This is a genomic window from Aliiroseovarius sp. D2-2 (genome assembly GCF_055809455.1).
Genome location: NZ_CM147913.1, coordinates 1,282,637 through 1,305,831, shown reverse-complemented (window position 1 = coordinate 1,305,831; position 23,195 = coordinate 1,282,637). Strand labels below are relative to the sequence as shown.

The following is a 23,195-nucleotide window of genomic DNA, read 5'->3' as shown; positions in this document are numbered from 1 at the left end:
CAAGTTTAGTTTGGCAGGTTTCATCAACAAGAAAAGTTGATAAATCCTACAACATCATTAGTTTTAGTTATGGTTTAGTCACCCCCATTTTGAATAAACCCATAATTTTTTTGCACATTTCACCCAATCCTCGCGGACATCCGTCTGCGGACTGGAGTTCGTCCAAAGCTCTTTCGGAAACGCTGCGAAAATGACGAGTACGAGCCGAAACCGCAGGCCAGAGCGATTTCCAGCATAGGTAAGTTTGTCCCTCTGATCATTATATCAGCCCTCTCTAGACGCTCGGCCAAATAGAAAGCTTTTGGTGACAACCCTGTGACAACAAGAAATTTTCTTTCAAGTTGTCGAACTGAAATCCCGACCTGCTGCCCGACCTGCTGCAACAATAGTGGCACCTCTAGGTTCTCGCGGAAGATTTCTATTGCCTTGTCTACCACCGGGTCGCCGGTGGTTGCGGGTTCTGAGCAGGATTGCAACAACTTAGCGTCAGACTCGGCCATGTTGCTTTGGTGGTATCCGAAAAAGCATCTGGCCAGTTCAGCCTTAACCCGTTGCCCTGCTGATTGCGTCACCAGATTTGACATCAGATTTAGAAGAGCAAACTGACCAACGGCGGACCACAGATTTCCAACGGTACTATGAGGTTGGTCAAGCACACTAACCTGAGAGAAGCGTTCCGCCAGAATGGTCTGAACTTGACGCGTTGCACAGATGTCAGCTTGGTCTAATACACCCGTGCTTGCCACTTGAAGGACGGCATTCTCAATAACGGCCACAACGGATCCTGCGCTAAGATGCCGTCTCAGGATCATACGCAATCGAGCAAGATCCTCCGCCTGATGCGAGATACCTCCAAATACAAACAAGTATTGGAATGGGCTGTGATCCACCGGCAAAGCGTTTGTGCTAACCGTCAAACCACATTCACATTCAATCTCACCTCCTGACAGTGAGACAATCTGAGTATGAAATAACGTTCCCGTTGCGAACTGGTTCGCCGCTTTCAGATACCTGAAAGCAACGGAAAGCTGGTCGAGCGGCAATCCTTCGAGGCACAGAAAGCCAACGGACGTGACTCTCTGTGAACTATTCAGATTGGCAGGGTCATGTTTCATGACTTGTCCTCCACTGGGATCAGGGGAATTCAACCATCCGCCTTGGTGCGTTCCCCTTTCGGGTCATAGGGCGAGCGCAAATGTGCAACGGCGGCGTATTTCACTCCGGCCAGGTCGATCTCGAAGGTGCCGGCCCGAATGTAGTCTGCCGTCACACGTTCGGGTGCGTCCAGTTGGCATAGCGCCACTGCGGTCCCAAGTGTGTGCCCATAAGCCGCTGAGCGCACTTCACCAATTTCGACACCATTGTTAAGAACAGCCTCGCCACCCCAAAGTTGGGCATCACAATCTTCAAGCACCAGTTGCACGATCCGGGTTTTCAGGTGATCGGGGCTCTCCTTAGCCGCCAGCAGCGCCTCTTTCCCGATGAACCCGCCCGGCTTATCGTAATCTACGGCGAAGTTCAGCCCAGCTTGGATTGGCGAAATGTCCGGAGTGAGCTCGCGGCTCCAGGCGCGAAACCCTTTCTCGATCCGCAGACCTTCGAGTGCATAGTAACCTGCGTCGGTCATGCCAAATTCCGCCCCTTCACGCATCAGGTCGTCATAGACGCCCGCGGTGAATTCCACCGGCACGATTAGCTCCCATCCCAGTTCGCCAACATAGGTCATGCGGTTCGCCAAGACAGTGGCATAGCCCAGGTCGATTTCTTGCACTGTGGCGAAGGGGAAAGCCGCGTTCGACAAATCGGCCTTGGTAAGCTTCTTCAATACATCGCGCGACTTTGGCCCCATGACAGACAGGACTGACCAAGCGGCCGTTACATCGGTTAAGAACACATGGCTGTCTTCGCTGAAATTTTTGCGGACCCAATCGGCGTCATGCACGGTTTGCGCAGACCCGGTGATCAGCATGAACTCTTGCTCTTTCAAACGCAGCACGGTGAGATCGGACTCATACCCGCCTCGCTCATTCAAAAGCCCAGTATAGACCGTTTGCCCAACTGACACGTCGACATTCGCTGCGCAAATCCGGTTCAGTTCCGCGCAGGCGTCACGGCCTTGGACCAGAAGCTTCGAGAACGAACTTTGGTCAAACAACGTCACCGCCTCGCGGGTGGCTTTGTGCTCCTTGCTAACATTGTCATGCCAGTTCTGGCGGCCAAAACTGTATTCGATTTCAGGCTTTTCACCTTCGGCAGCGAAGTAATTCACCCGCTCCCAACCCATCTTGGAGCCAAACACAGCGTTTTTCGAAGCCAACCGATCATAGAGAGCTGACCGTCGGAACGGGCGCGCTGTTTCCAGCTCGCGGTTCGGCCAAGGCATGGCATAGTGCAATCCCAGCGTTTCCTTCACACGATCATGCAGCCAGGTAGGGTTGTTGTTGAAGTTGGCAAAACGGCGGATATCAACGGCGAACAGATCAGAGGTTGGCGCACCTTCGACAATCCATTCCGCCAATGCGCGCCCTGCCCCACCGGCACTGGCGATCCCCATCGAGTTGAAGCCAGCACCAACAAAGAAGTTTTTCAATTCCGGCGCTTCGCCCAGAAGATAGTTGTTGTCGGGCGTGAAGCTTTCCGGGCCATTATAGAACTGACGCACTCCGGCATCAGCCATCTTCGGCACACGGATCAGTGCATTTTCCATCAGGATTTCAAATTGGTCCCAGTCATCTTCCAAAAGTTGGAAGAAGAAGTTATCGGGGATCCCATCCATGCCCCATGGTTTGGCATCTGGTTCGAAACCGCCCATGACCAGACCACCGGTTTCTTCCTTGAAATAGATGAAGCCATCAGGGTCGCGTAACACGGGTAATTCGGGGTTCACTCCCTCGATCTGCTCGGTCACGATATAGTAGTGTTCGGCCGAATGGAGCGGTACGTTCACGCCGCACATCTTGCCAACCTGACGCGCCCATTGACCGGCACAGTTCACCACGAACTCGGCCTTGATGGTGCCCTGATCGGTTGCAACACCAGTGACAGTGCCTTCCTTGGTCAGAATGTCAGTGACTTTGATCCCTTCGATAACCTTAGCGCCACCCGTACGTGCACCTTTTGCCAGGGATTGGGTCAAGTCTGTGGGGTTGGCCTTGCCGTCACCGGGCATCCACAACCCGCCCTTGACGTCGTCGACCTGCATCACCGGCCATTTATTCTGTGCTTCTTGAGGGGTGATCACCTCAACCTCGACCCCCTGTGCACGCGCAGCGGCAGCAGTGCGCATCAGCATGGTCATACGATCGTCGGTCCGAGCTACCGTTACAGACCCACATTCTTTCCAGCCTGTGGCCAGACCAGTTTCCTGCTCCAACTGCGAATATAGCTCGGTCGAGTAGCGGATCAGGTTGGTCATCGCGGGTTGACTGCGCAATTGGCCAACAAGCCCGGCAGCGTGCCATGTGGTGCCACAGCTCAGCTGGCCCTGCTCAAGAAGGACAACGTCTTTGTGCCCCATTTTTGTCAGGTGATAGGCAACAGAGCAACCGACAATGCCGCCCCCGATTATGACGTATTGCGCCGAGGTAGGAAGGGTGGTGTCAGCCATTGCATCGCTCCATGCGGTGGGATTCGTTTCCAACACCCTAGCGATATTTTGCAATTTTTGGCAATTACTTTCTTATTTTGGCATTACGCCACTATTACCTCTAACTTTTCTCGCGCCAAGACGTCTGCCAATTCCGCGGGTGGGCTTTTATCAACAACAAGAGCGGCAGACGGAGGCAACGGCTTCATCACCACCTGCCCCACCACACCAAACTTGTTGTGATCGGCCAAAATCAAGGGGCGCTGAGAGCGCTGCATCATCAAATGCCGCAAATTGGCCGCTTCTATTGAGAAGTCAGTCAACAGCGCGCGGGCACTAATCCCGCCATTACCAATCAGGGAATACTCCGCATGAAATCGTCCAAGATGGTCAAGCGTATCCATCCCCATTGTTGCATTTTCTAAGTCATTCAATCGCCCACCAAGCAGCGTCACCTCAGCACACGGGGACATCAACGATGCAATCACTAAATCATTGGTATAGATTGTTAAATTAGCCCTACTGCGCGCAAGTTCCTGGGCGGCTGCAAGTGTCGTTGACCCATTGTCGATAATAACACTGGCACCATCCGGAATCATTTGCGCGACACATAAACCAATTTGCTTTTTTCCTTCAGGGTTGCTGAGAGATCGATCAACTAGGGGCGGCTCATGTTTGCGCACACTTGTTGCGCCTCCGCGCACCTGTTTCAGTTCACCCGCCTGCGCCAGTAGCTCAATATCCTTGCGAACGGTTTCGCGTGATACGCCAAGCCGTTCTGTGAGGTAACGAATGGAAATCGCAGGTTGGTGTGCCGCTTCCTGCAGGATTATCGCATGTCGTTCAGAAGCAAGCATAGCGGAGATCTCCGATTTTTTGTTTTGCCAAGTTTTGCCAAATAAACTGGCATATTCCAATTGTTTATTTTTTTTACGTACTTATCGCGACAGTTTCACTGCCTCCAGTTACCTTATGCGATACAAGCAAACATAGTTGGTGGGAACAAAATATCTTCAGATAAATATTTGCCCCACTGCAATCTTACTTCGTCTGCCAACTGCAAAACTTCCCGATCTGCTCTCGAAACCAGATTCTGTTTCTTCCACTCATCTATGATGTCCGAGTACAGTTTGATCTCCGGATGCTACACGCAAATGCTCCTCTGTCGTGGCACAAGATGAGATTTCAAGAAGCCGAATTTCTCACAACAACAAAAAAGACCACCGGATTGCGCCGGTGGTCTATTTCTCTTAGTTCCGCAAAACGACAGACGGTGCTGTTCACGCCTCTTGAACGCGATGCACTTCTCTTAGAAATGCGCCGATTTTGCTGTTGAAGGGATCGTCAATGGCGGCGCAAATCTGGTCAGATCGATGCCATCGACAGCAGCCTTGTATTCCTCCAGCGTGGGTGTTCGGCCCAGGATTGCAGAGAGCACGACCACCGGGGTTGAGCCCAACAGGCTTTCACCTTTCTTGTCCGGCGCATCCGCCACAACACGACCCTGGAACAAGCGGGTCGATGTGGCCAGAACCGTATCCCCCTTTTCCGCCTTTTCCTGGTTCCCCATGCAAAGGCTACAACCAGGACGCTCGAGGTAGAGAATATTCTCGTACTCGGTGCGCGCCTGCGTTTTTGGGAACAGGTCGTCAAACTCAAAGCCCGAATACTTCTGGAGAATCTCCCAGTCACCCTCTTCTTTCAGTTCGTCGACGATGTTGTAGGTCGGAGCGGCCACAACCAGCGGCGCATTGAATTCGACCTTGCCATGGGCCTTTTCAAGGTTCTTCAGCATCTGGGCCACGATTTTTATGTCGCCCTTGTGCACCATACATGAGCCAACGAAACCCAGATCCACCTGTTTCTCGGCCTTGTAGTACGAGATTGGGCGGATTGTATCGTGGGTATAGCGCTTCGACACGTCGACATTGTCGACGTCTGGGTCGGCGATCATCGGCTCGACGATCTGGTCCAGATCTACCACGACCTCGGCAAAATACTTGGCGTTGTCATCCGGGGTCAAAGCGGGGTTTTCGCCCGATGTGATCTCAGCGATGCGCTTGTCCGCCTTGGCGATCAAACCCTGAAGCGTCTTGGCCGCGTTATCCATGCCCTTGTCGATCATGATCTGGATGCGCGATTTGGCCAGTTCCAGTGAGCCGATCAGCGTCTCATCGTTCGAGATACAGATCGACGCCTTTGCCTTCATTTCAGCGGTCCAGTCAGTGAAGGTAAAGGCCTGGTCGGCCAGAAGGGTGCCGATATGCACTTCGATGATGCGTCCCTGGAACACGTTGTCGCCGTGCTGGTCCAGCATTTGAGCCTGGGTGGCATGTACCACGTCGCGGAAATCCATGTGGTCGGCCATTGCACCCTTGAAGGTCACCTTGACCGATTCCGGGACAGGCATGGCCGCTTCGCCGGTCGCCAGCGCCAGGGCCACAGTGCCTGAATCCGCCCCGAAGGCTACGCCTTTCGACATTCGAGTGTGGCTGTCGCCGCCAATGATGACGTCCCAGTCATCCACAGTTATGTCATTCAGCACTTTATGGATCACGTCGGTCATCGAATGATAAACACCCTTCGGATCCCGCGCGGTAATAAGGCCAAAATCGTTCATGAATTGCATCAGTTTAGGGATGTTGGCCTGAGCCTTCTTGTCCCAGACCGATGCAGTGTGGCAACCCGACTGATAACCCACGTCAACCAAGGGCGAGATCACAGTGGCGGCCATAGCCTCAAGTTCCTGCGCGGTCATTGGGCCTGTGGTGTCCTGCGAGCCGACCACGTTCACCTTGACGCGCACGTCCGAACCGGCGTGCAGGATTTTGCCCGGGGTTACACCACGCGCATTCCGGTTGAAGATCTTTTCAACTGCAGTCAGGCCCTGCCCGTCAACTGTGATCTCTTGCGACGGTGCATAAGCCGATTTCAGCTCCTGCCCCAAAGCTTCAGCTGCGAATGTCTGAAGCTTCTTGCCGAAGACCACTGCGTAGGAACCGCTAGCCTTCATGAACTCCATCTTTTGCGGTGTGAAGGCGGCTGCGACGCTTTTCAGCTCAGCGCCCGATGCATCATGCAGAGTCTTAGTTTTCGTGTTGATGGTCAGAACAGTGCCGGTCGCGACCGAATAGGCCTCTTCCAGAACGGCTTCACCGTCTTCGTCTTCAACCACGTTGCCGTCGGCATCCAGTTTCTTGACCCAGTTGTCCAGATCAATTCCGATGCCGCCGGTTACACCCACGGTGGTCAAGAAGATCGGCGAGATACCATTTGTGCCAGCCACAACGGGGGCGATATTGATGAACGGCACATAAGGACTGGCTTGTTCGCCCATCCACAAGGCCACGTTGTTGATCCCCGACATACGCGATGATCCCACACCCATGGTGCCTTTTTCCGAGATCATCATCACGCGAGCATCGGGATGTGCCTTTTGCAATGCACGGATCTCAGCCTGAGCTTCTGGTGTGCTGAAACACTGACCGTGTAATTCGCGGTCGGCACGCGAGTGCGCTTCGGCACCCGGCGACATGAGGTCGGTCGAGATGTCGCCCACACCAGCGATGTAGGTGACGACTTTGATCTCTTCTTCGACTTCGGGCAATTTGGTGAAAAACTCAGCCTTGGCGTAGCTTTCCAGCAGCTCTTTGGCGATGGCGTTGCCAGCCTTATATGCCGCTTCAAGACGATCGGTGTCCGCTTCGTACAAGAATACTTGTGTTTTCAGAACATCTGCGGCCTGCGCAGCAATCGCTGCGTTATCGCCCAACGCCAGATCCAGCAAAACCTCTACCGAAGGACCGCCTTTCATGTGCGACAGAAGTTCAAAGGCATACTCGCCCGAGATTTCTGCAACCGAAGCTTCGTCCAGAATGATTTCCTTCAGGAACTTCGCTTTGATGCCAGCGGCGCTCGTTGTGCCCGGCAGCGTGTTATAAATAAAGAAATTCAGCGATTCATCGCGATGCGCATTGCCGGTATCTTTGATCTGTTCAATCAGTTCCCCCACCAGCGCGCCATCATCGATCGGCTTGGGGTGCAGACCCTCACCTTTGCGTGTTTCAATCTCATTTAGGTAGTCGGTGTACAAGCTCATGACGGTCCCTACGATTTCGAGTTGGATGCAGCCCGTTTCCCAGCGCGATAGAATCTATTCATGCACCGGGATTGGCTGCTGTATGCCGCTGTATACCAAACTGTTGTTGGCGGGGCAATATCTTCAAAGGCAACACAAAGCGCCTTTTTCAACTTCATAGCCGCATTCCGACCACGATCCAATCCCGCTGCGTCATTGAACCGCCCCTAGATGTTTAACAAATTCATAGACGTGAATATTTAACAGGCATAGAGACACTATAGAATTCATAATTGTCTGATTGGAGGGAGCTCATGACACATTCGTTCAATGCAACGCGCAGGGGATTTCTTAGCCTTGCCGCAGGTGCAGGTGCTCTGATGGCAACGGGGGCCACCGCCGCCGCCCCCAAAACAGTGAACACAAAAGCCAAAATTGTCATTCTGGGTGCTGGTGCTGCGGGCACCGCTTTGGCCAATCGCCTTGTCCGTCGACTGAACGGGGCAGAAATCACTATCATTGATCCACGTATGGAACATTGGTACCAGCCCGGCTTTTCGTTGATCGCAGCGGGTTTGAAACCTGCCAACTACTCGGTTTCGCAAACCGGTAGCTGGTTGCCTAAGGACATCAATTGGATCGCTGAACGCGCAGCAGAGATTGATCCTGATGCGCAAAAGGTGATGACAGATAGCGGCCAAGCCGTCCCCTATGACTTCCTTGTTCTGGCCACTGGCCTTGTGCTGAACTACAGCGCCATCGAAGGCTTCGAGATGGATATGATCGGCAAGGATGGTATCGGGTCGCTATATGCCGGACCAGACTATGCCGCAAAAACATGGGAGTCCGCTGGCCGCTTTACCGAAGAGGGCGGCGTCGGCATCTTCACCCGCCCCGCGACCGAAATGAAATGCGCGGGCGCGCCCATCAAACACACATTCCTAATCGATGACATCGCGCGCAAAGCTGGCGCATCCAAGTTGGACATCAACTACATGGCCCATAATGATGGTCTGTTTGGCGTTCCCATCATCTCGGAAAAACTGCGGATGCTGTTTGGGCAACGCGACATCACCCCCCATTACAGCCATGTTCTGAAGTCGGTGGATGCGGGCAAAAAGACCGCAACATTTGAGACCGAAAACGGCGATACCGAGATGCCATATGACTATCTGCATATCGTACCGCCGCAGCAGGCCCCAGATGTTGTTCGCAACTCGGCCCTGACCGATCCCGGAAGCTGGGATGGACGGGGTTGGGCAGCCGTCGACAAACATACCTTGCGCCACAACTTCTTTGACAACGTTTTTGCGGTTGGCGACATCGCAGGCGTTCCAAAAGGGAAAACGGCAGCCAGCGTTAAATGGCAGGTCCCAGTGGTCGAAGAACATCTGATCGCGCAGATAACCGGCACCACAAGCGACGCGAGCTACAACGGCTACACCTCGTGCCCGCTAATCACCCGCGTTGGCCGTGCGATGCTGATCGAGTTTGACTACGACAACAATCTGACCCCCAGCTTTCCCGGTGTGATTGCGCCGCTTGAAGAACTGTGGATCAGCTGGCTGATGAAAGAGGTTGCCCTGAAAGCAACCTATAACGCCATGATCCGTGGCGACGCATAAGGAGGACATGACCCATGAAAGAGCTTACCTTCGGAACGTTAATTGCCGTCTTTGAAGAGATCTTTGGCCCGACATTGTTCTGGGTGATGGTCGTGCTGGCCGCGGTGATCACACTGGCCTACATCTACGTCCTGATCCGTGACCGCGCGGTCAGTTGGCATAAATTCCTGCGCGCACAACTGTCTATGCCCATCGGGGCGGTCGTCGCGGTTTTGTTCGTGCAAAAGATGACCCATTCCAGCTTTTCCGACATCGGAGGGCCGATTGACGTGATCATCCTTCTAGGAATTGCGGCTATGGGCGCAGTTGGTGCAGCGATCTTGGTCTACACGTTTGATGCGTTGGTTTTGCAGAGATCCAAAAAGCAGGCTGATTGACCGTCTGCAAGAAAGACGAAAAAGGGCCGCGTCTTGCGGCCCTTTGTAATTTCAGGCTTTCCGCTGGTAGAATATCTGGCAATTCGTTTCGCTGAGGCTCCACACATTCCCTAAACAAATGCGAGAGTGTGCTTTCGCCCCGCCATACGGATCGAGAAAGGGAAAGAATGCTGAAAGCTACATTTTTTGCCCCAACATACGATGGGCTTCATGGCGAACAAGTCGCGATTCAAGCGGGACAAGTGACAATCTAGAGAAAACCGGCTGTGCATTTTTTCGCTTGCCAGTCTCCATTCAGCGTGAGTTCGCCCCACAACCCCTTCACCTCACCTCAACCTGCCGTAACTTCAAGACAATCTCTTCCGGTATGTGTCGCTTGTTCCCATATCTGATCCTCCGTTTACTAACTAAAGGGTCGGAACACTTCAGCGGGGCAGGATCAGGGTCTGAAGTTGCCGGACACCCTGAAAGGCCCCGGTATAAACGGGCAAGAATCCGAAAACTCGTACTGCTATGAAACTGTTATGAGTATTGGCTGGGGTGGTAGGATTCGAACCTACGGTACACGCTACCAAAAAGCGTTGCCTTACCACTTGGCTACACCCCAACTGTGGGCGATTAACTAGCTAAAGGCCGAACAGGACGCAACCCTAAAATAGCGGATTTTGGCGGAATTTCCCACGGCATGTTGTAGTTAGCAAAATGCACTAGCAATCTGATCTTCGTTGGAACCAAACGGTATTAACTTAACACCATGAAGCTTCAATATTTGCTACAACATTGATCATAAGAAGACATTTGAGATTTCGGCCATGGTCCCTTTCGGGATCCAAAGAGATCTCACTAGGTTGTCAGCGCAGTTTAGTTGTTCAGGGTCATAACCATGAGTACGTCTGACTCGCGAAAGCCAGATAAGCAATAGCGCAAGGTCACGACATTCGATCGGCAATTGGGCGCGATTTGGCCAGACTGTCAAACGCCGCCAGGTCGTTCAGAAGGGATGGCATCTGATCAACTGGGATCATGTTGGGTCCGTCTGAAGGGGCATTATCGGGATCTTGATGCGTTTCGATGAACACGCCTGCCACACCAATGGAAACCGCCGCCCTCGCCAAAACAGGTGCAAAGGCTCGCTGACCGCCAGAGGATTTACCCTGTCCGCCCGGCATTTGAACGGCATGCGTTGCATCCATAATTACCGGAAAATCCATTTCCGCCATTTGTGGCAAAGCACGCATGTCCGTCACCAAAGTGTTGTAGCCAAAGCTTGTCCCACGCTCGGTCAGCATTATTTGAGAGTTCCCGGCATCGATCATCTTCTCGGTGACATGCGCCATGTCCCACGGCGCCATGAACTGTCCCTTTTTGACATTCACCGGCCTTCCGGTTCTTGCGGCTGCCCTCAGAAGATCGGTTTGCCTGCAGAGGAATGCTGGGATTTGAAGCACATCAGCAACCTCAGCCACTGCGTGGCATTGCTCGGGCAAGTGAACATCGGTCAGAATGGGCACCCCGACCTCGGCTTTAACAGCAGCAAGTATGTCCAACCCAGCATCCAGACCCGGCCCGCGTTCTCCGCGATGCGAAGTGCGATTGGCTTTGTCAAATGATGCCTTAAATACCAAACCCAACCCGGCCGCATCACAAGCAGCTTTCAACTTTTCGACTAGGAACAGCGCATGATCGCGGGTCTCCAATTGACACGGGCCAGAAATCACGGCCAAAGGCAAATGGTTGCCAAACCGAACCTGACCTATCGTAACCTCTTTCATATCAGGACGAGATTTGTTCACGTAGGATCGACGCTGTCAGAGAGAGCATCAGATAGATCCCCGAAAAAATCAGGAAGGCCAGAAGTGTGTTTTCAAATGCCCGTGGATAGGTAGGCTGGTCGGGGGCCACAGGGCTGACATTGGTAGACAGATATCGGGTCTGCTTGTTGGCTTCGATCCGGGCCATTTCAAGCTGTTGCAATGCCTGCTGCATAAGCAAAGTCCGGGTTTCCAAATTGGTTTGCGCAATCCGCAACTGCCCACTGATAGACGCCAACGAGCCATTCTCGCCGCCCGTATTCGTTAACTTGCCACGCAACTCGGCAATCAGCGTTTCCAGTCGAGTGATGTCCCCTGTGACCCCATCGACGCGAGCCTTATTTGGACTGGCATTGTCCAACAGCTGCTCGAGCCGCAGGCGCTTGTCCTGCAATTGCAGCTCATATGTGGTGATCTGAGACATGAGTGACGACGCGTCCGAAGTTGCATCAAAAACACCCATCGTTTCTTGCAGCACCAACACCTGGTCCTGCGCGGCCAACATTTCGCGCTCAGCATCTTCATAGCTTTCTTGCGCGCCCTCCATCTGATCTTTGCGTTTGCGCTGTGTCAGGTTGTCGACACGCTCTTCCGCATAGGCGATCAATGATTTCGAATATTGCTCGCTGACCTCTGGTGTGGCCGCGATAACTTCCATCTTGATGATGCCTTCGGTTGGATCAAAGCCGATTTTCACCCGCTTCTTGTAGGTCTTATATGCCGCCTCATTGCTGGCTTCGGGATCGAGCCGTTGCACAAGATCAATGTTTTCATCGCTGAAATGAGATTTGAAACCAACGTCGCGATCTAGCCTCAGCATAGCTTCGCGTGAAGTCAAATAACCCTGCACCCCGATACTGTCTTGGCTTGACGCGAGCCCGGTGCCAGCAAACAGCCCTGCTGCCCCACTGCCTCCACTTCCATCGGCTTGTTGAATAACAAACTCGGACTTCGTGGCATACATTGGGGTCGCGATGCTGAGATAATAGTATCCCGCCACGATCGACGGCAGAACGACAAAGAACAACAGCCGCAACAGCAGCATACGCATGTTGCGGCGGCGGCGACGTGCAATATCGCGTTGAATATCCATGACCGAGCGGGCGCGCTCTGCCGCATCAATAACCCCTGGCCCCGGCATACCTGGCTGTATTACCGGCTGGGGCAGGTTCGCAGACGCCCCCATACCTTCGCCTTCAACCAGTTCAAGCATGTTGGCGCGTTTGAAGGGGTCAATTCCCGCCAATCTAAGTCGATAGACAGCTTCCTGATCGGTTTCAGCCTGAATTCCGTGTTTCTGTGCCACGCGGCGTGCCATGCGCAGTTGTCGACCCGTCAGCCCTTCTTTGTGGACCTTGTCAATCTCTGCTGCATCTCCTGACGTGTTAGAAGTATTCGCGGCTTTCTGTGCCGACTTTGCTCCGCCTAAGGGCGGCAAGCCGTCTTCTTGCGATTGTTGTGCCATCTGCTCCAACGGATTTGGCTCAGGGTTAGAGCCGGATTCAGGTTGGTCAGGCTCGCTCTTAACAACGCGCGCCACGGCTTCTTCGGTCTGATCCTGACTTTCACCTACAGAATCCGCACTCTCGTTCGCGTTAGAATCTTCGCGCGTGTCCTCATCCTCAGCCCCTGAAGCTGCGGTCGTTCCACGCCGTATGCGATAACGGTTAGCCATGGGTCTGATAGTCATAGAGCTGTTTCGCTTCTTCTAAAGTATCGAACTGGTAAAACTGGCCGTTGGTCAGGACCGCCGCTGATGTGCACAGCTTTTCTAGCGTTTGCGCCTGGTGTGATACCACAATAACCGTAGCGTCTTTCAAGCGGTCTTGTAACACGGTTCCTGCCCGACGGTTAAACTCTGCATCAGTTGTTTGCGGCATACCTTCATCAATCAGATAGATGTCAAAATCCATCGCCAAAAGAAGCGAGAACGTAAACCTTGCGCGCATACCACCACTGTAGGTTGCCAATGGGAAATCATAGTATTCTTCCAGATTGCACAGCCACCTGGTGAAGGCCTCAAGGTAATCCGGATCTAGACCATATAGTCGTGCAATATGGCGGGCGTTATCGCGCGCTGAAAGCTTTCCTATCACCCCCCCCATGAAACCCAATGGAAAGGAAATTCGGCAACCGCGCTCGATCTCGCCCTCATCCGGTTTTTCCAGTCCAGCCATCATGTTGATCAGCGTCGTTTTGCCGGTTCCGTTAGGCGCCAGAATGCCAAGGGATTTGCCCAGCTCAACCCGAAAGGAGGCCTGGTCAAGTATGACCTTGCGCTGTTTGCCGGTCCAAAAGGACTTGCTGACATTCCTGAATTCGAGCATGTGCGCCCCGATACCTGAAGTTGCCTCAATCCCTCTTAGACGAATTATCTTAACTAAGAGCTATAGGCCGCCATTTCGGCGAAATTATGTCTGTTTCACCGTAAGACTTAGCGTGGATCTTTGTGAAAAAAAGGGGAAAGCGCCAGAATGACTGACGCTTCCCTTGAATTACAGGCTTTAGGAGATCCTCAGTGAGGACCGGATCTTGATCAGCCGTGTTGCTTTTCGACCTTGAAAATCTTGCCCGCAATGAAGGACAAGAACACCGCGCCGAAGCTGAACAACGCACCCATCTTTGCCGCGTCCTGAACCGGGCCCGGTTCAAAGGCTACTGCCGCTACGAACAGCGAAACAGTAAACCCGATAGCAGCCACGAATCCGATCACAATCAGATCGACCAATCGCATACCAGCTGGAAGTCCCAAACGCATCGGGCCAACCGCAATCCACCCCATGATGAAGACACCTAGGGGTTTCCCGATGATCAGACCGGCAAGCACCAGCCAGGTCGCTTCGCCAATAGCACCGAACTCAACCCCGGCATTTAGAAGCCCAAAGAAGAACAGTACGATGTCTACTGGAATGGCCAGCGAGTGCTCCATTTGGTTCAACGTGTCAGTCAGGTATTTCTCAGCCTCAGCGAAGATGCCAAACGCGCGGTCTGCGTGCGGGATTGCCGGAATAACCGGAAGAAGACCCAACGCCGGGTGAATGCCCGCCTGCGCGAAACCATACCAGCTAAGGCAGCCCGCAATTGCGTAGGGAATCCAACCCAGCTTTTTGCGCACAAAGGTCGAATAGCGCCGCAGCTGGTCCCCACGGTCTTTGCGACGCGGCAGCCAATTGAACAGTACAAATACGCTGACAGACGCTGCGACGGATAGAAGCAACCATTCTGGTGCCAGCTCTCCTGACGGGTAGAAGATCGCAAGAATGATCAAGCCCGCTGCGTCATCCGCAATGGCAAGCAACAACAGGAAACGCACCGCAGGGTGTCCCGCGCCAAAGACCAAACGGCCAACCAGATAGCTGAATGCGATATCGGTCGCCGTCGGGATCGCCCAACCACGTGCAACAGCATCAAACGTGCTGGAACCAAGGAAATAAGCGATGCCCAGATAAATTGCGATCGGACCCAGCATGCCTCCAGCCGTCGCCACAAGGGGCGTTGCCGCTTTCTTTCCGCGCAAGCTGCCATTTTTCAAAATGACAGCTTCCCAGACTTCTTTACCTGCAATGGCAAAGAACAAAGCCATCAAAACATCGTTGACAAGATAATGAAAAGTCAGAACCTTTTCGACATCACCATACTCAAAGTGATGTGCCCCATCACCATAGGCTTTTTCCCAATATCCGATATCGATGCCGATCCAGCCATTAAACCAGATCGGGTATTCCACGAAATGGTGATAGGAGTGAGGTTCAATGTTTGCCCAGACTAGGGCGATTACAGCGCCACTGATAAGAAGAACCGAATAGGTGGTGATGAAGTTCCACACACGATACATGACAATCCCCGTCTTTACTGTTCTTGCAAACCGGTCGCACTCCGGCTTTCAGACTGGAACGCGACCGTATGTTGTTACAATTGGAAATAATCTAATTGGCGTCAAACAACAATGGTAAGGCGGCAAAACTCTGCCGCCTTAATCTCTCATTGTTTTTTGATCTTACGCGATTGCGCTCCAACCGAGCCCCGCCAGAACCGCACCAACAACCGCGATCCCTAGATAAGCGGCAAAGACACGGGGCTTCACCAAAGCCCAGACCGCGACAGCAGCCGGGATACAACTGACCCCACCGGCGATGACGAAGGACATGGCCGCGCCGTTTGACATACCTTGCTCAAGCAAAGCGGCGACCATGGGAACGGCGGCATAGCCGTTCAGGTATGCCGGTGCACCTACGAGTGCGCCCAATATGATCGGACCAATCCCTGTGCCGCCCAGAACCTGAGCCACAAGTTCGGCAGGGATGTAGCGCAGCATTAACGCTTCGATCATGTAAGCCAGAAGCAACCATTTACCCAAGAACAGTGCGTTTTCCAGCGCCGACGATTTGAAAGTTTCGCGTCGATGGGACTCGGTCCAGAATTTCCAGTTTACATCACCCGAATACACATCAGCTCCGGATTCAGACCCACACGACGAGCTGCAACAGGACTTAACAGGCGCATTTTTTAACGGATCGGCAAAGACGGCCGAAGTGGCAAAAACTTTGACAACAAAGCCGCCCATCAGCCCAACGCCGATTGCAGCCACCAGTTTAGCAGTCGCAAAACCAGTGCCGAGAGTTCCTGCAGTGATTGCGAACATGGCGGGGTCCATCAAGGGCGACGACAGCCAAAATGCCATAACCGCAGACAAAGGCGCCCCGACCGCCAGAAGTGCCGCGATGAACGGAATAACTTCGCACGAACAAAACGGCGACAGGCCCCCTGCCAGTGCGGCGACGATAATCATGCGGGTCTCGCGCCCCTCAAAGGCTCGGGCCAAAAGGTTTTCGGCCCCTGTGGATTTCAGAAACGCCACAGCCAAAATCGCAAACAAGATGAACGGTGCTGTATGGCCCAGCGCGGTCAGCGCAAACCGGATCATCGGCATCAGCTCTGCCGGGTCGAGCACCGCCAGAATGGCAGGCAACAGCAAGACGAACACCCATGCCCAATCGGGTTTGAACCGCCGCTGTGGCTGTGGTTGCGTTGTATCAGCCATGATCGTGGCCCTTTCCATCTGCACAATCGGCGCAGCATTCGGACAGTAAATAGTCCGACAACGCGCGCATCACGTCATACTCAGCGGCGGCACATATAATCGAGCGCCCTTGCTTCTTCTGCGTCACCAACCCGGCAGCTGACAGAATTTTCATGTGATGTGTCAGGGTCGATCCAGTGACTCCACATCGATCGCCAAGGGCTCCAATTGAAAGCCCGTTAGGCCCCGCGCGCACCAAGGTACGCAGTACGCCCAGACGATGCTCTGATCCAAGTGCTGCGAACTGTGACGCTGCAATATCTAGATTTAAGGGTTCGAGAGATTCGTGTTTCATATTTCTAGAAATATCGAAATAATTAACTCGCGCAAGCTTTATTTCGACAAAGCTAGAAATATTGAAATCAGCGAAGGGGAGCCCTACCCTTCATAAATGACCACGCTTCATAACGCCATCAGCACCTGCTCCCTATGCAAATCCCGGTTTGCCCAAACCAAAACCTCGCATGCGCCACGCCCCGTGGTGTGGTTTCAATCCGAAGCGCGGTTGCGCATCGTCGGACAAGCGCCGGGAATGCGCGTTTACAAATCTGGCAAACCATTCGACGATCCATCTGGCGACAGATTGCGGCAATGGATGGGAGTCGATCGCGACACCTTCTACGACCAGACACGCATCGCCATAACCCCGATGGCCTTTTGCTTTCCCGGTTATGACGCAAAGGGATCAGACTTGCCGCCACCAAAAATTTGTTCCGAGACATGGGCTGACAAGGTTGATCAGCACTTTGAAGATGTTCCGCTGACATTGATTGTCGGCGGGTATGCCCAATCCCGACACCTTGGCCGAGGAAAGTCTGTCACCGACACCGTGAAATCCTGGCGCGATCATGCGCCGCGGGTCTTCCCCTTGCCACATCCGTCTTGGCGCAATACGGGATGGCTGAAGAAAAACCCGTGGTTCGAGGCCGAGCTTCTGCCTGAATTGCAATTGCGTGTTTCCCACGCGCTGGAACACTAGCCGGAGAATGTCATGAGCGAACAGACGCCTTTGGACAAAGCCCACGCCGCCATGCAGGCTGACCTGAACGACGATGCCGCGCGGCTAAGGTTTTACGAACGTCTGGCAGATCGCGAACTGTTCCTTCTTTTGGCAAAAGAGCCTCAAGGCGACGATATCGACCCCGAGTTGTTCGAGCTTGAGACCGAGAAGTACGTTTTGGTGTTTGATCGCGAAGATCGGTTGTCCGAATTTGTCGGCAACCCTGCCCCCTATGCAGCCCTGCCGGGTCGGGTGATTGCAGGCATGTTGTCTGGTCACGGGATTGGGCTTGGCGTCAATCTGAGCGTGGCCCCATCGTCGATCCTGATCCCGGCCGAGGCGATGGACTGGCTTGCACAAACCCTGAGCAGCGCACCAGATGAAGTCGAAGCACAGATCGCCGAGATCCTGCCCCCCTCAGCCCCAGACGTCCTGTTAACCGCACTTTCGGAAAAGCTGGGTTCAGCGCTGGGGTTGGCCGAATGTGCGTGTTTGGCGGGCGTGCGACATACCGATGGCAAACGCGGGCATCTTTTGGCGTTCATCAATCCGGCTGACGGAGCTGAACGCGCGCTGGCGGGTGCTGCTAACGAAGCGCTGACCTTTTCAGGGCTGGATGCAGGAGAGCTGGATGTCGGCTTTTTTGCCGAAACAGAAGAAATTTCGCAAAAGATGATGTCGATCGGACTGCGCTTTGATTTGCCTGCGCCAGAGGTTCCAGCTCAGCCGTCGCCGACTATCCCCGGCTCAGATCCGAACAGACCACCGATCCTGAAATAGCACCCAAAGGCCGCATGAAAATGGGGCGCAGTCACCTACGCCCCCTTCCCTATTTAGCTATGTGGTCGGATTAGCTGCGCTTCCAAACCCACAATGCGTTGTTTTCGTGCTTACCGGTGTCTTCACCAATCAAAACCGAACCATCGCGACGGATCACAAGGTTGTCTGGGTTCGAGATTGAATCGACCGGGCAAGCGTTAGGCGCATTGTCTTTGTTGTACCCATGGCCAGCCACAACCGGCACCATGGTCTTCACGTCGAAATCTGCTTCCAGCTTCATTTCGTAAACAACGCCGCACTTGTTGGCTTCCAGACGCACATCACCTTCTCCGTCTGCCATGCCTTTGCCGATCGACGACATTGCCATGTACATATATGGAACCGACCCATCCTTGGCGCCTTCGTAGTTGATGTTCACGCCTTCCATTTTGCGGAACTCGGCGGTGGCACCTTTCGCAGCTGCGGCTTTACGGCTTTCAAGGAAGGCCACGCGGTTGTCCGCGGCTTTGCCGTCTGCCCAAGAGGCGATGTCCGCTTCGGTCAGATAGCTGTTTTGACCTTCCACAAAGTTATCAGGAGTGATGCCGTCGTATTCGCGTACCCAAGCTGCAACCTCGGCGCTTGTGCCATGTGCCAGCTCGATCCAGCTAACATCAAAACCTGTTGTGGCGGCATCAGCAGCGTTGCTGTCGTCCTGCTGAACCATCTTTGCGGCGTACAAAGTACCCGCCGACAGATCATTTTCTTTGTCAGAAACGAATTTGAAGAACACAACATCTGTGCCGTCATCCGACAAGTAGACCGTCTTGTGATCTGGCATAACAACCGCGTTTTCGTGGCTGAAACGGCCCATCGCAAAATGCTTAACCGGAGCAGCAGTTGCAGCCGGGTCAGAGACCTCGACGATATAGCCATAATCATACGGGTTCGGGAATTCGCCGCCCAGATATTTGGCCAGATTCAGCTGGTCTTCGTGATACTTATAACCCGGGTTGTTCCAGTCGGCCGAGTTGTCAAAGTAAAGCTCTTCCGACGACAGCGGGGTCGCCCAAGGGGTCATGGTGCCAAAGCAATTCACCCATGTGCCACGCACGGACGAGAAGTCCAGCATCATGGTGTCACCCACAGACCAAGTGCCATCTTCGGCACGGGTCAAAGCGGCGCGGCTCATCCCGCCGGGACGGTTTTCCCAGTTGGTGAACAGAAAGCCGGTGTTGTCGCCAGTTTTGACATATCCGTTGAAATCCGGGTCGTTCGACGTCAGCAGCGCCTCACCACCGATGGTCTTGATCACGCCCATCACGCCGTTATCACCTTCCTGCATCAGGATCTGATAATCGCCCAGCGTAGACATAACGCGGGTCTTGTCAGCATCTGCAGTTGGCACAGCCAGCTCACCCGCGTCCCAATTCACGTTGGAGATCACACCGACACTGGCCTTGGCAAATTCATTGCCCAGCTCTGTTTCCGGGTGCTGCGTATTGAAGAACAGGTCGTTGCCCTCTTCATAGATACCGGTGATTTCGGCACCAAGCTGAACAGTGGCAACGCGTTTCAGAGTGTGGCCGTCAGCATATGCGATAACTGGGGTCATCGACGTGGCAGCCAACAGGCAGGCGAGCGTCTTTTTCATTGGATCTGTCTCCTAGGTCATAGCAGCACGCGCGATATTGCACGCTTGCGGCTCTCCTAGGTTGGGAGTGTAACACACTGAATACACTCGTGTAACAGTTCCAAGACACCCCTAAAATCCCAAGGGTATTTGAAGATCGATTACTTTTTGGCTTCCAATGCGTCGATGCGCATCTTCAGGGCTTCGTTTTCTTCGCGGGCCTTCTGAGCCATCGCGCGCACGGCGTCGAACTCTTCGCGGGTCACAAAGTCACGATCGGCCAGCCAGCGATCCATCCAGCTTTTCATCGCTGTCTCGGCTTCATCCTTCGCGCCCTGCGCCACGCCCATAGCGTTGGTCATCATTTGGGAAATGTCGTCAAAAACCTTGTTGCGCGTCTGCATCTTCTTCTCCTCGCATGAGCTGAGCCCTATATGGGGGTTTGAACACGCAGAGACAAGGTTGACTTGCCCCAAAGAAGAGGTTCAACACAGCAGTATGTTTATGGCCATCCCCTTCCCCGCCATCGCGCCCGAGATCTTTTCGATCGAGCTCGGCAGCTTCACTTTCGCCCTGCGCTGGTATGCTCTGGGCTATCTTGTCGGCGTCGCAATAGGCTGGTGGGTCATGGCACGTGCAATTGGAAGGGCCTCCCTTTGGATCGGCAATCCGCCCATCACGCGCGCGCAGCTTGAAGACTATGCCACATGGGCCATTGTCGGCATCATCCTTGGGGGCCGGCTTGGCTATGTCATGTTCTATGAGCGTGCCTATTTCATGGCCAATCCCGGTGACATTCTAAAGATCTGGACCGGTGGTATGTCCTTTCACGGTGGTTTCGCCGGCGTCGTTCTGGTGACGTGGCTTTATGCTCTCCGCCACAAGATCGAACTTGCCAAATTTGCCGATCTCGTCGCCATCGCGGCCCCGATTGGCATCGGCCTTGTTCGCGTCGCCAATTTCATCAATGCCGAGCTTTGGGGTAGACCAACAACGGTCCCGTGGGGCGTGATTTTCCCCGGTGCTGCGGCGCAGGACTGTCCCGGTTGGGACGCGGCCCTTGGCGCATGTGCGCGGCACCCCAGCCAACTGTATGAAGCCGTACTTGAGGGCTTCATTTTGGCGATCATCATGATCACGTTGGCGTTCAAACGCGGCTGGCTGAAACGCCCCGGCAAACTGACCGGCTTGTTCTTCTTGGGATACGGTTTGGCCCGATTTACTGTGGAATTCTTCCGTCAAGCGGACGCCCAGTTCATCACGCCAGACAATCCTTGGGGACATGTGATCCGGGTCGGCGACCTTGGCATAACGATGGGCCAAACGTTGACCTTGCCCATGATCGCCATCGGCATTGCCATTCTGATCTGGGCCAACCGACGTGCAGCACATGACGGCGCTTGAAGACATCCTGACGGGCCGGATCGCAAAGACCGGTCCGATCTCAGTTGCTGAGTACATGACGGAATGCCTTTTGCATCCGGAACACGGATATTACACCACAAAAGACCCTTTGGGCGCAGAGGGCGATTTCACCACCGCGCCGGAAATCAGCCAGATGTTTGGTGAAATGATGGGGTTGGCTTTGGCTCAGGCCTGGTTGGATCAAGGTTCTCCATCCCCGTTTACACTGGCAGAGCTTGGGCCGGGCCGCGGCACGCTGATGGCAGACATATTGCGGGCCACCACGGGCGTACAGGGGTTTCATGACGCGGCACGGGTGCATCTTATCGAAGCCTCGCCTGTTTTACGCGAACGTCAGACCAGAAACCTTGAAACGTTTGCCGTGGCGCATCATGACAGTGTTGGAAGCCTACCTGACGCCCCCCTTTTCCTTGTCGCAAACGAGTTCTTTGACGCGCTGCCGATCCGGCAATTCCAAAGGGATGGTGACGGCTGGCGGGAACGCCAAATCGGGCTTGAAGACGGCAAACTGGCGATGGGGCTGACCGCCCCCATGCCCGTCAAAGACTTAGCGCATCGGCTAACTGACACCAAAGATGGGAATCTGGTTGAACATTGCCCGGCTGCACTTGGCGTTACAGAAACGATTGCCCAGCGCATTGCGACACATGGCGGGGCCGCATTGATCATCGACTACGGGGATTGGGTTTCAGTCGGGGATACGTTGCAGGCGGTCAAGGATCATGCAGCTGTTTCCCCACTAGCGACGCCGGGAAGCGCCGACCTGACAGCTCATGTGGATTTCGAAGCACTGGCGCGCGCCGCCGATCAGCTCGACCCGCATCTTCTGACCCCGCAGGGGGTGTTTTTGGAACGGCTTGGCATTACGGCACGGGCGCACACCCTTGCCGGAAAGCTCAGCGGCGAGGCGCTGAACGTCCACATTGCTGCACACCGACGCTTGACGCATCCTGATGAAATGGGGACGCTCTTTAAGGTACTGGGACTGACTCGCGCCGATGCGCCCGATCTGCCCGGCCTTCAACGCAACAGGTCACAGGCGCGCTCCGATGACACTTGAGATTCTGACTTCTGACGCACTCGGTGCGACCCGGCATGGGTTTTTCACCCGTAAGGGTGGCGCGTCCTCAGGCGTTTATGCTGGGCTGAACTGCGGCAGTGGCAGCAAAGATCAGGCAGAGCTTGTCCAAATCAACAAAGACCGCGTGGCCAAAGCGCTGGATGTCGCCCCCAGCCATCTGTGCGGGGTGTATCAAGTCCACTCGCCCGACGTTGTCAAAGCAGATGGTCCCATCGAAGGGGACAAACCCAAGGCGGATGCCGTTGTCACCGCCACGCCCGGACTCGCCTTGTCTATCCTGACGGCCGATTGCCAACCCGTGCTGTTTTCCGATCCCGACGCCAAAGTGATCGGCGCGGCCCATGCTGGCTGGAAAGGGGCGATTGGTGGCGTACTTGAAGCGACAATAGACGCCATGGAACAGCTTGGTGCGAAACGCTCAAATATCTTGGCTGTGATTGGCCCGACCATTAGCCCCAGCGCCTATGAAGTGGGGCCAGAGTTTCGTGATGAATTCGTCGGTCACGATGCCTCGTATGATCGTTTCTTTCAGAATGGGGCTGGCGACCGCGCCATGTTCGATCTGCCAAGCTTTGGCCTGCATCGCCTAACAGAGGCAGGCGTCGGACATGCTGAATGGACCGGCCATTGCACCTATACTGATCCTGAGCTCTTTTATTCTTATCGTCGGACCTGCCATCAGAATGAGCCGGATTACGGGCGGCTAATCTCGGCAATTCGGCTTTAGGCCAGACAGATAA

19 protein-coding genes and 1 tRNA gene are annotated in these 23,195 nt (G+C 54.2%); 7 read left to right on the top strand and 13 right to left on the bottom strand.

The features are described 5' to 3' along the window. Nucleotides 1-119: 119 nt before the first annotated feature. From AC0L6A_RS06485 to AC0L6A_RS06470, 4 genes are all read right to left on the bottom strand, one after another. Nucleotides 120-1,115 carry a GlxA family transcriptional regulator gene (locus tag AC0L6A_RS06485; protein ID WP_473292968.1) on the bottom strand — a complete coding sequence of 332 codons (996 nt, stop codon included), beginning with the start codon at nucleotides 1,113-1,115 and terminating at the stop codon, nucleotides 120-122. A gap of 29 nt (nucleotides 1,116-1,144) precedes the next feature. Continuing rightward, nucleotides 1,145-3,607, bottom strand: a complete 2,463-nt coding sequence (locus AC0L6A_RS06480) for a GcvT family protein (protein ID WP_473292967.1) — start codon at nucleotides 3,605-3,607, stop codon at nucleotides 1,145-1,147. Nucleotides 3,608-3,690: 83 nt separating this feature from the next. After that, complete coding sequence (locus tag AC0L6A_RS06475; protein WP_473292965.1) at nucleotides 3,691-4,503, bottom strand: DeoR/GlpR family DNA-binding transcription regulator; 813 nt, start codon at nucleotides 4,501-4,503, stop codon at nucleotides 3,691-3,693. A 392-nt stretch (nucleotides 4,504-4,895) separates the two neighbouring features. Next, nucleotides 4,896-7,685 carry a bifunctional aconitate hydratase 2/2-methylisocitrate dehydratase gene (locus tag AC0L6A_RS06470; protein WP_473292964.1) on the bottom strand — a complete coding sequence of 930 codons (2,790 nt, stop codon included), beginning with the start codon at nucleotides 7,683-7,685 and terminating at the stop codon, nucleotides 4,896-4,898. Nucleotides 7,686-7,978: 293 nt separating this feature from the next. Between AC0L6A_RS06470 and AC0L6A_RS06465 the strand changes: the two genes are divergently transcribed. Continuing rightward, nucleotides 7,979-9,289 (top strand): NAD(P)/FAD-dependent oxidoreductase, encoded by a 1,311-nt coding sequence (locus AC0L6A_RS06465; protein ID WP_473292962.1) that lies wholly within the window; start codon nucleotides 7,979-7,981, stop codon nucleotides 9,287-9,289. 14 nt (nucleotides 9,290-9,303) lie between these two features. After that, nucleotides 9,304-9,666, top strand: coding sequence for a DUF5368 domain-containing protein (locus AC0L6A_RS06460; RefSeq protein ID WP_473292961.1), 363 nt, complete (start codon nucleotides 9,304-9,306; stop codon nucleotides 9,664-9,666). Nucleotides 9,667-10,198: 532 nt separating this feature from the next. Here AC0L6A_RS06460 and AC0L6A_RS06455 read toward each other — a convergent pair. From AC0L6A_RS06455 to AC0L6A_RS06425, 7 genes are all read right to left on the bottom strand, one after another. Further along, nucleotides 10,199-10,273: transfer RNA gene (locus tag AC0L6A_RS06455), tRNA-Gln, on the bottom strand. A 322-nt stretch (nucleotides 10,274-10,595) separates the two neighbouring features. Continuing rightward, entirely contained in the window at nucleotides 10,596-11,438 is an 843-nt protein-coding gene (gene kdsA / locus AC0L6A_RS06450; protein ID WP_473293403.1) for a 3-deoxy-8-phosphooctulonate synthase, read from the bottom strand. Nucleotide 11,439: 1 nt separating this feature from the next. After that, a complete protein-coding gene (locus AC0L6A_RS06445) occupies nucleotides 11,440-13,152 on the bottom strand; it encodes a KpsE/RkpR family capsule polysaccharide export protein (RefSeq protein ID WP_473292959.1) in 1,713 nt (570 codons plus the stop codon). Beyond that, the gene (locus AC0L6A_RS06440; RefSeq protein WP_473292958.1) at nucleotides 13,145-13,804 is read right to left on the bottom strand and encodes an ABC transporter ATP-binding protein; all 660 of its coding nucleotides are present in this window, start codon (nucleotides 13,802-13,804) and stop codon (nucleotides 13,145-13,147) included. Before AC0L6A_RS06440 ends, AC0L6A_RS06445 begins: the two co-directional genes overlap by 8 nt. Before the next feature lie 209 nt (nucleotides 13,805-14,013). Continuing rightward, nucleotides 14,014-15,312 (bottom strand): Na+/H+ antiporter NhaA, encoded by a 1,299-nt coding sequence (locus AC0L6A_RS06435; protein ID WP_473292957.1) that lies wholly within the window; start codon nucleotides 15,310-15,312, stop codon nucleotides 14,014-14,016. Nucleotides 15,313-15,474: 162 nt separating this feature from the next. Continuing rightward, on the bottom strand, nucleotides 15,475-16,518 hold the full coding sequence (locus tag AC0L6A_RS06430) for a permease (RefSeq protein ID WP_473292955.1): 1,044 nt from the start codon (nucleotides 16,516-16,518) through the stop codon (nucleotides 15,475-15,477). After that, nucleotides 16,511-16,852: an ArsR/SmtB family transcription factor gene (locus AC0L6A_RS06425; RefSeq protein ID WP_473292954.1), complete on the bottom strand. Its 342-nt coding sequence runs from the start codon at nucleotides 16,850-16,852 to the stop codon at nucleotides 16,511-16,513. Before AC0L6A_RS06425 ends, AC0L6A_RS06430 begins: the two co-directional genes overlap by 8 nt. 96 nt (nucleotides 16,853-16,948) lie before the next feature. Between AC0L6A_RS06425 and AC0L6A_RS06420 the strand changes: the two genes are divergently transcribed. After that, nucleotides 16,949-17,536 carry a uracil-DNA glycosylase family protein gene (locus AC0L6A_RS06420; protein WP_473292952.1) on the top strand — a complete coding sequence of 196 codons (588 nt, stop codon included), beginning with the start codon at nucleotides 16,949-16,951 and terminating at the stop codon, nucleotides 17,534-17,536. A gap of 12 nt (nucleotides 17,537-17,548) precedes the next feature. Continuing rightward, nucleotides 17,549-18,337, top strand: coding sequence for an SseB family protein (locus AC0L6A_RS06415; protein WP_473292951.1), 789 nt, complete (start codon nucleotides 17,549-17,551; stop codon nucleotides 18,335-18,337). Nucleotides 18,338-18,407: 70 nt separating this feature from the next. Here AC0L6A_RS06415 and AC0L6A_RS06410 read toward each other — a convergent pair whose 3' ends face one another. Beyond that, nucleotides 18,408-19,970: a PhoX family protein gene (locus AC0L6A_RS06410; RefSeq protein ID WP_473292950.1), complete on the bottom strand. Its 1,563-nt coding sequence runs from the start codon at nucleotides 19,968-19,970 to the stop codon at nucleotides 18,408-18,410. A 140-nt stretch (nucleotides 19,971-20,110) separates the two neighbouring features. Continuing rightward, nucleotides 20,111-20,353 (bottom strand): accessory factor UbiK family protein, encoded by a 243-nt coding sequence (locus AC0L6A_RS06405; RefSeq protein WP_473292949.1) that lies wholly within the window; start codon nucleotides 20,351-20,353, stop codon nucleotides 20,111-20,113. A gap of 94 nt (nucleotides 20,354-20,447) precedes the next feature. Between AC0L6A_RS06405 and lgt the strand changes: the two genes are divergently transcribed. From lgt to pgeF, 3 genes are read left to right on the top strand one after another with little or no spacing between them, the layout of a single operon-like run. Then, nucleotides 20,448-21,353 carry a prolipoprotein diacylglyceryl transferase gene (lgt, locus tag AC0L6A_RS06400; protein ID WP_473292947.1) on the top strand — a complete coding sequence of 302 codons (906 nt, stop codon included), beginning with the start codon at nucleotides 20,448-20,450 and terminating at the stop codon, nucleotides 21,351-21,353. After that, entirely contained in the window at nucleotides 21,340-22,434 is a 1,095-nt protein-coding gene (locus AC0L6A_RS06395; protein WP_473292946.1) for a class I SAM-dependent methyltransferase, read from the top strand. Before lgt ends, AC0L6A_RS06395 begins: the two co-directional genes overlap by 14 nt. Beyond that, on the top strand, nucleotides 22,424-23,182 hold the full coding sequence (gene pgeF, locus AC0L6A_RS06390) for a peptidoglycan editing factor PgeF (RefSeq protein ID WP_473292945.1): 759 nt from the start codon (nucleotides 22,424-22,426) through the stop codon (nucleotides 23,180-23,182). Before AC0L6A_RS06395 ends, pgeF begins: the two co-directional genes overlap by 11 nt. The last annotated feature ends 13 nt before the right edge of the window (nucleotides 23,183-23,195 follow it).

Bases quoted from the DNA above. Each gene is read 5' to 3' on its own strand.
- AC0L6A_RS06485 (WP_473292968.1), bottom strand. From the start codon at position 1,115: ATGAAACATGACCCTGCCAATCTGAATAGTTCACAGAGAGTCACGTCC.
- AC0L6A_RS06480 (WP_473292967.1), bottom strand. From the start codon at position 3,607: ATGGCTGACACCACCCTTCCTACCTCGGCGCAATACGTCATAATCGGG.
- AC0L6A_RS06470 (WP_473292964.1), bottom strand. From the start codon at position 7,685: ATGAGCTTGTACACCGACTACCTAAATGAGATTGAAACACGCAAAGGT.
- AC0L6A_RS06465 (WP_473292962.1), top strand. From the start codon at position 7,979: ATGACACATTCGTTCAATGCAACGCGCAGGGGATTTCTTAGCCTTGCC.
- AC0L6A_RS06460 (WP_473292961.1), top strand. From the start codon at position 9,304: ATGAAAGAGCTTACCTTCGGAACGTTAATTGCCGTCTTTGAAGAGATC.
- kdsA (WP_473293403.1), bottom strand. From the start codon at position 11,438: ATGAAAGAGGTTACGATAGGTCAGGTTCGGTTTGGCAACCATTTGCCT.
- AC0L6A_RS06445 (WP_473292959.1), bottom strand. From the start codon at position 13,152: ATGGCTAACCGTTATCGCATACGGCGTGGAACGACCGCAGCTTCAGGG.
- AC0L6A_RS06440 (WP_473292958.1), bottom strand. From the start codon at position 13,804: ATGCTCGAATTCAGGAATGTCAGCAAGTCCTTTTGGACCGGCAAACAG.
- AC0L6A_RS06435 (WP_473292957.1), bottom strand. From the start codon at position 15,312: ATGTATCGTGTGTGGAACTTCATCACCACCTATTCGGTTCTTCTTATC.
- AC0L6A_RS06430 (WP_473292955.1), bottom strand. From the start codon at position 16,518: ATGGCTGATACAACGCAACCACAGCCACAGCGGCGGTTCAAACCCGAT.
- AC0L6A_RS06425 (WP_473292954.1), bottom strand. From the start codon at position 16,852: ATGAAACACGAATCTCTCGAACCCTTAAATCTAGATATTGCAGCGTCA.
- AC0L6A_RS06420 (WP_473292952.1), top strand. From the start codon at position 16,949: ATGACCACGCTTCATAACGCCATCAGCACCTGCTCCCTATGCAAATCC.
- AC0L6A_RS06415 (WP_473292951.1), top strand. From the start codon at position 17,549: ATGAGCGAACAGACGCCTTTGGACAAAGCCCACGCCGCCATGCAGGCT.
- AC0L6A_RS06410 (WP_473292950.1), bottom strand. From the start codon at position 19,970: ATGAAAAAGACGCTCGCCTGCCTGTTGGCTGCCACGTCGATGACCCCA.
- AC0L6A_RS06405 (WP_473292949.1), bottom strand. From the start codon at position 20,353: ATGCAGACGCGCAACAAGGTTTTTGACGACATTTCCCAAATGATGACC.
- lgt (WP_473292947.1), top strand. From the start codon at position 20,448: ATGTTTATGGCCATCCCCTTCCCCGCCATCGCGCCCGAGATCTTTTCG.
- AC0L6A_RS06395 (WP_473292946.1), top strand. From the start codon at position 21,340: ATGACGGCGCTTGAAGACATCCTGACGGGCCGGATCGCAAAGACCGGT.
- pgeF (WP_473292945.1), top strand. From the start codon at position 22,424: ATGACACTTGAGATTCTGACTTCTGACGCACTCGGTGCGACCCGGCAT.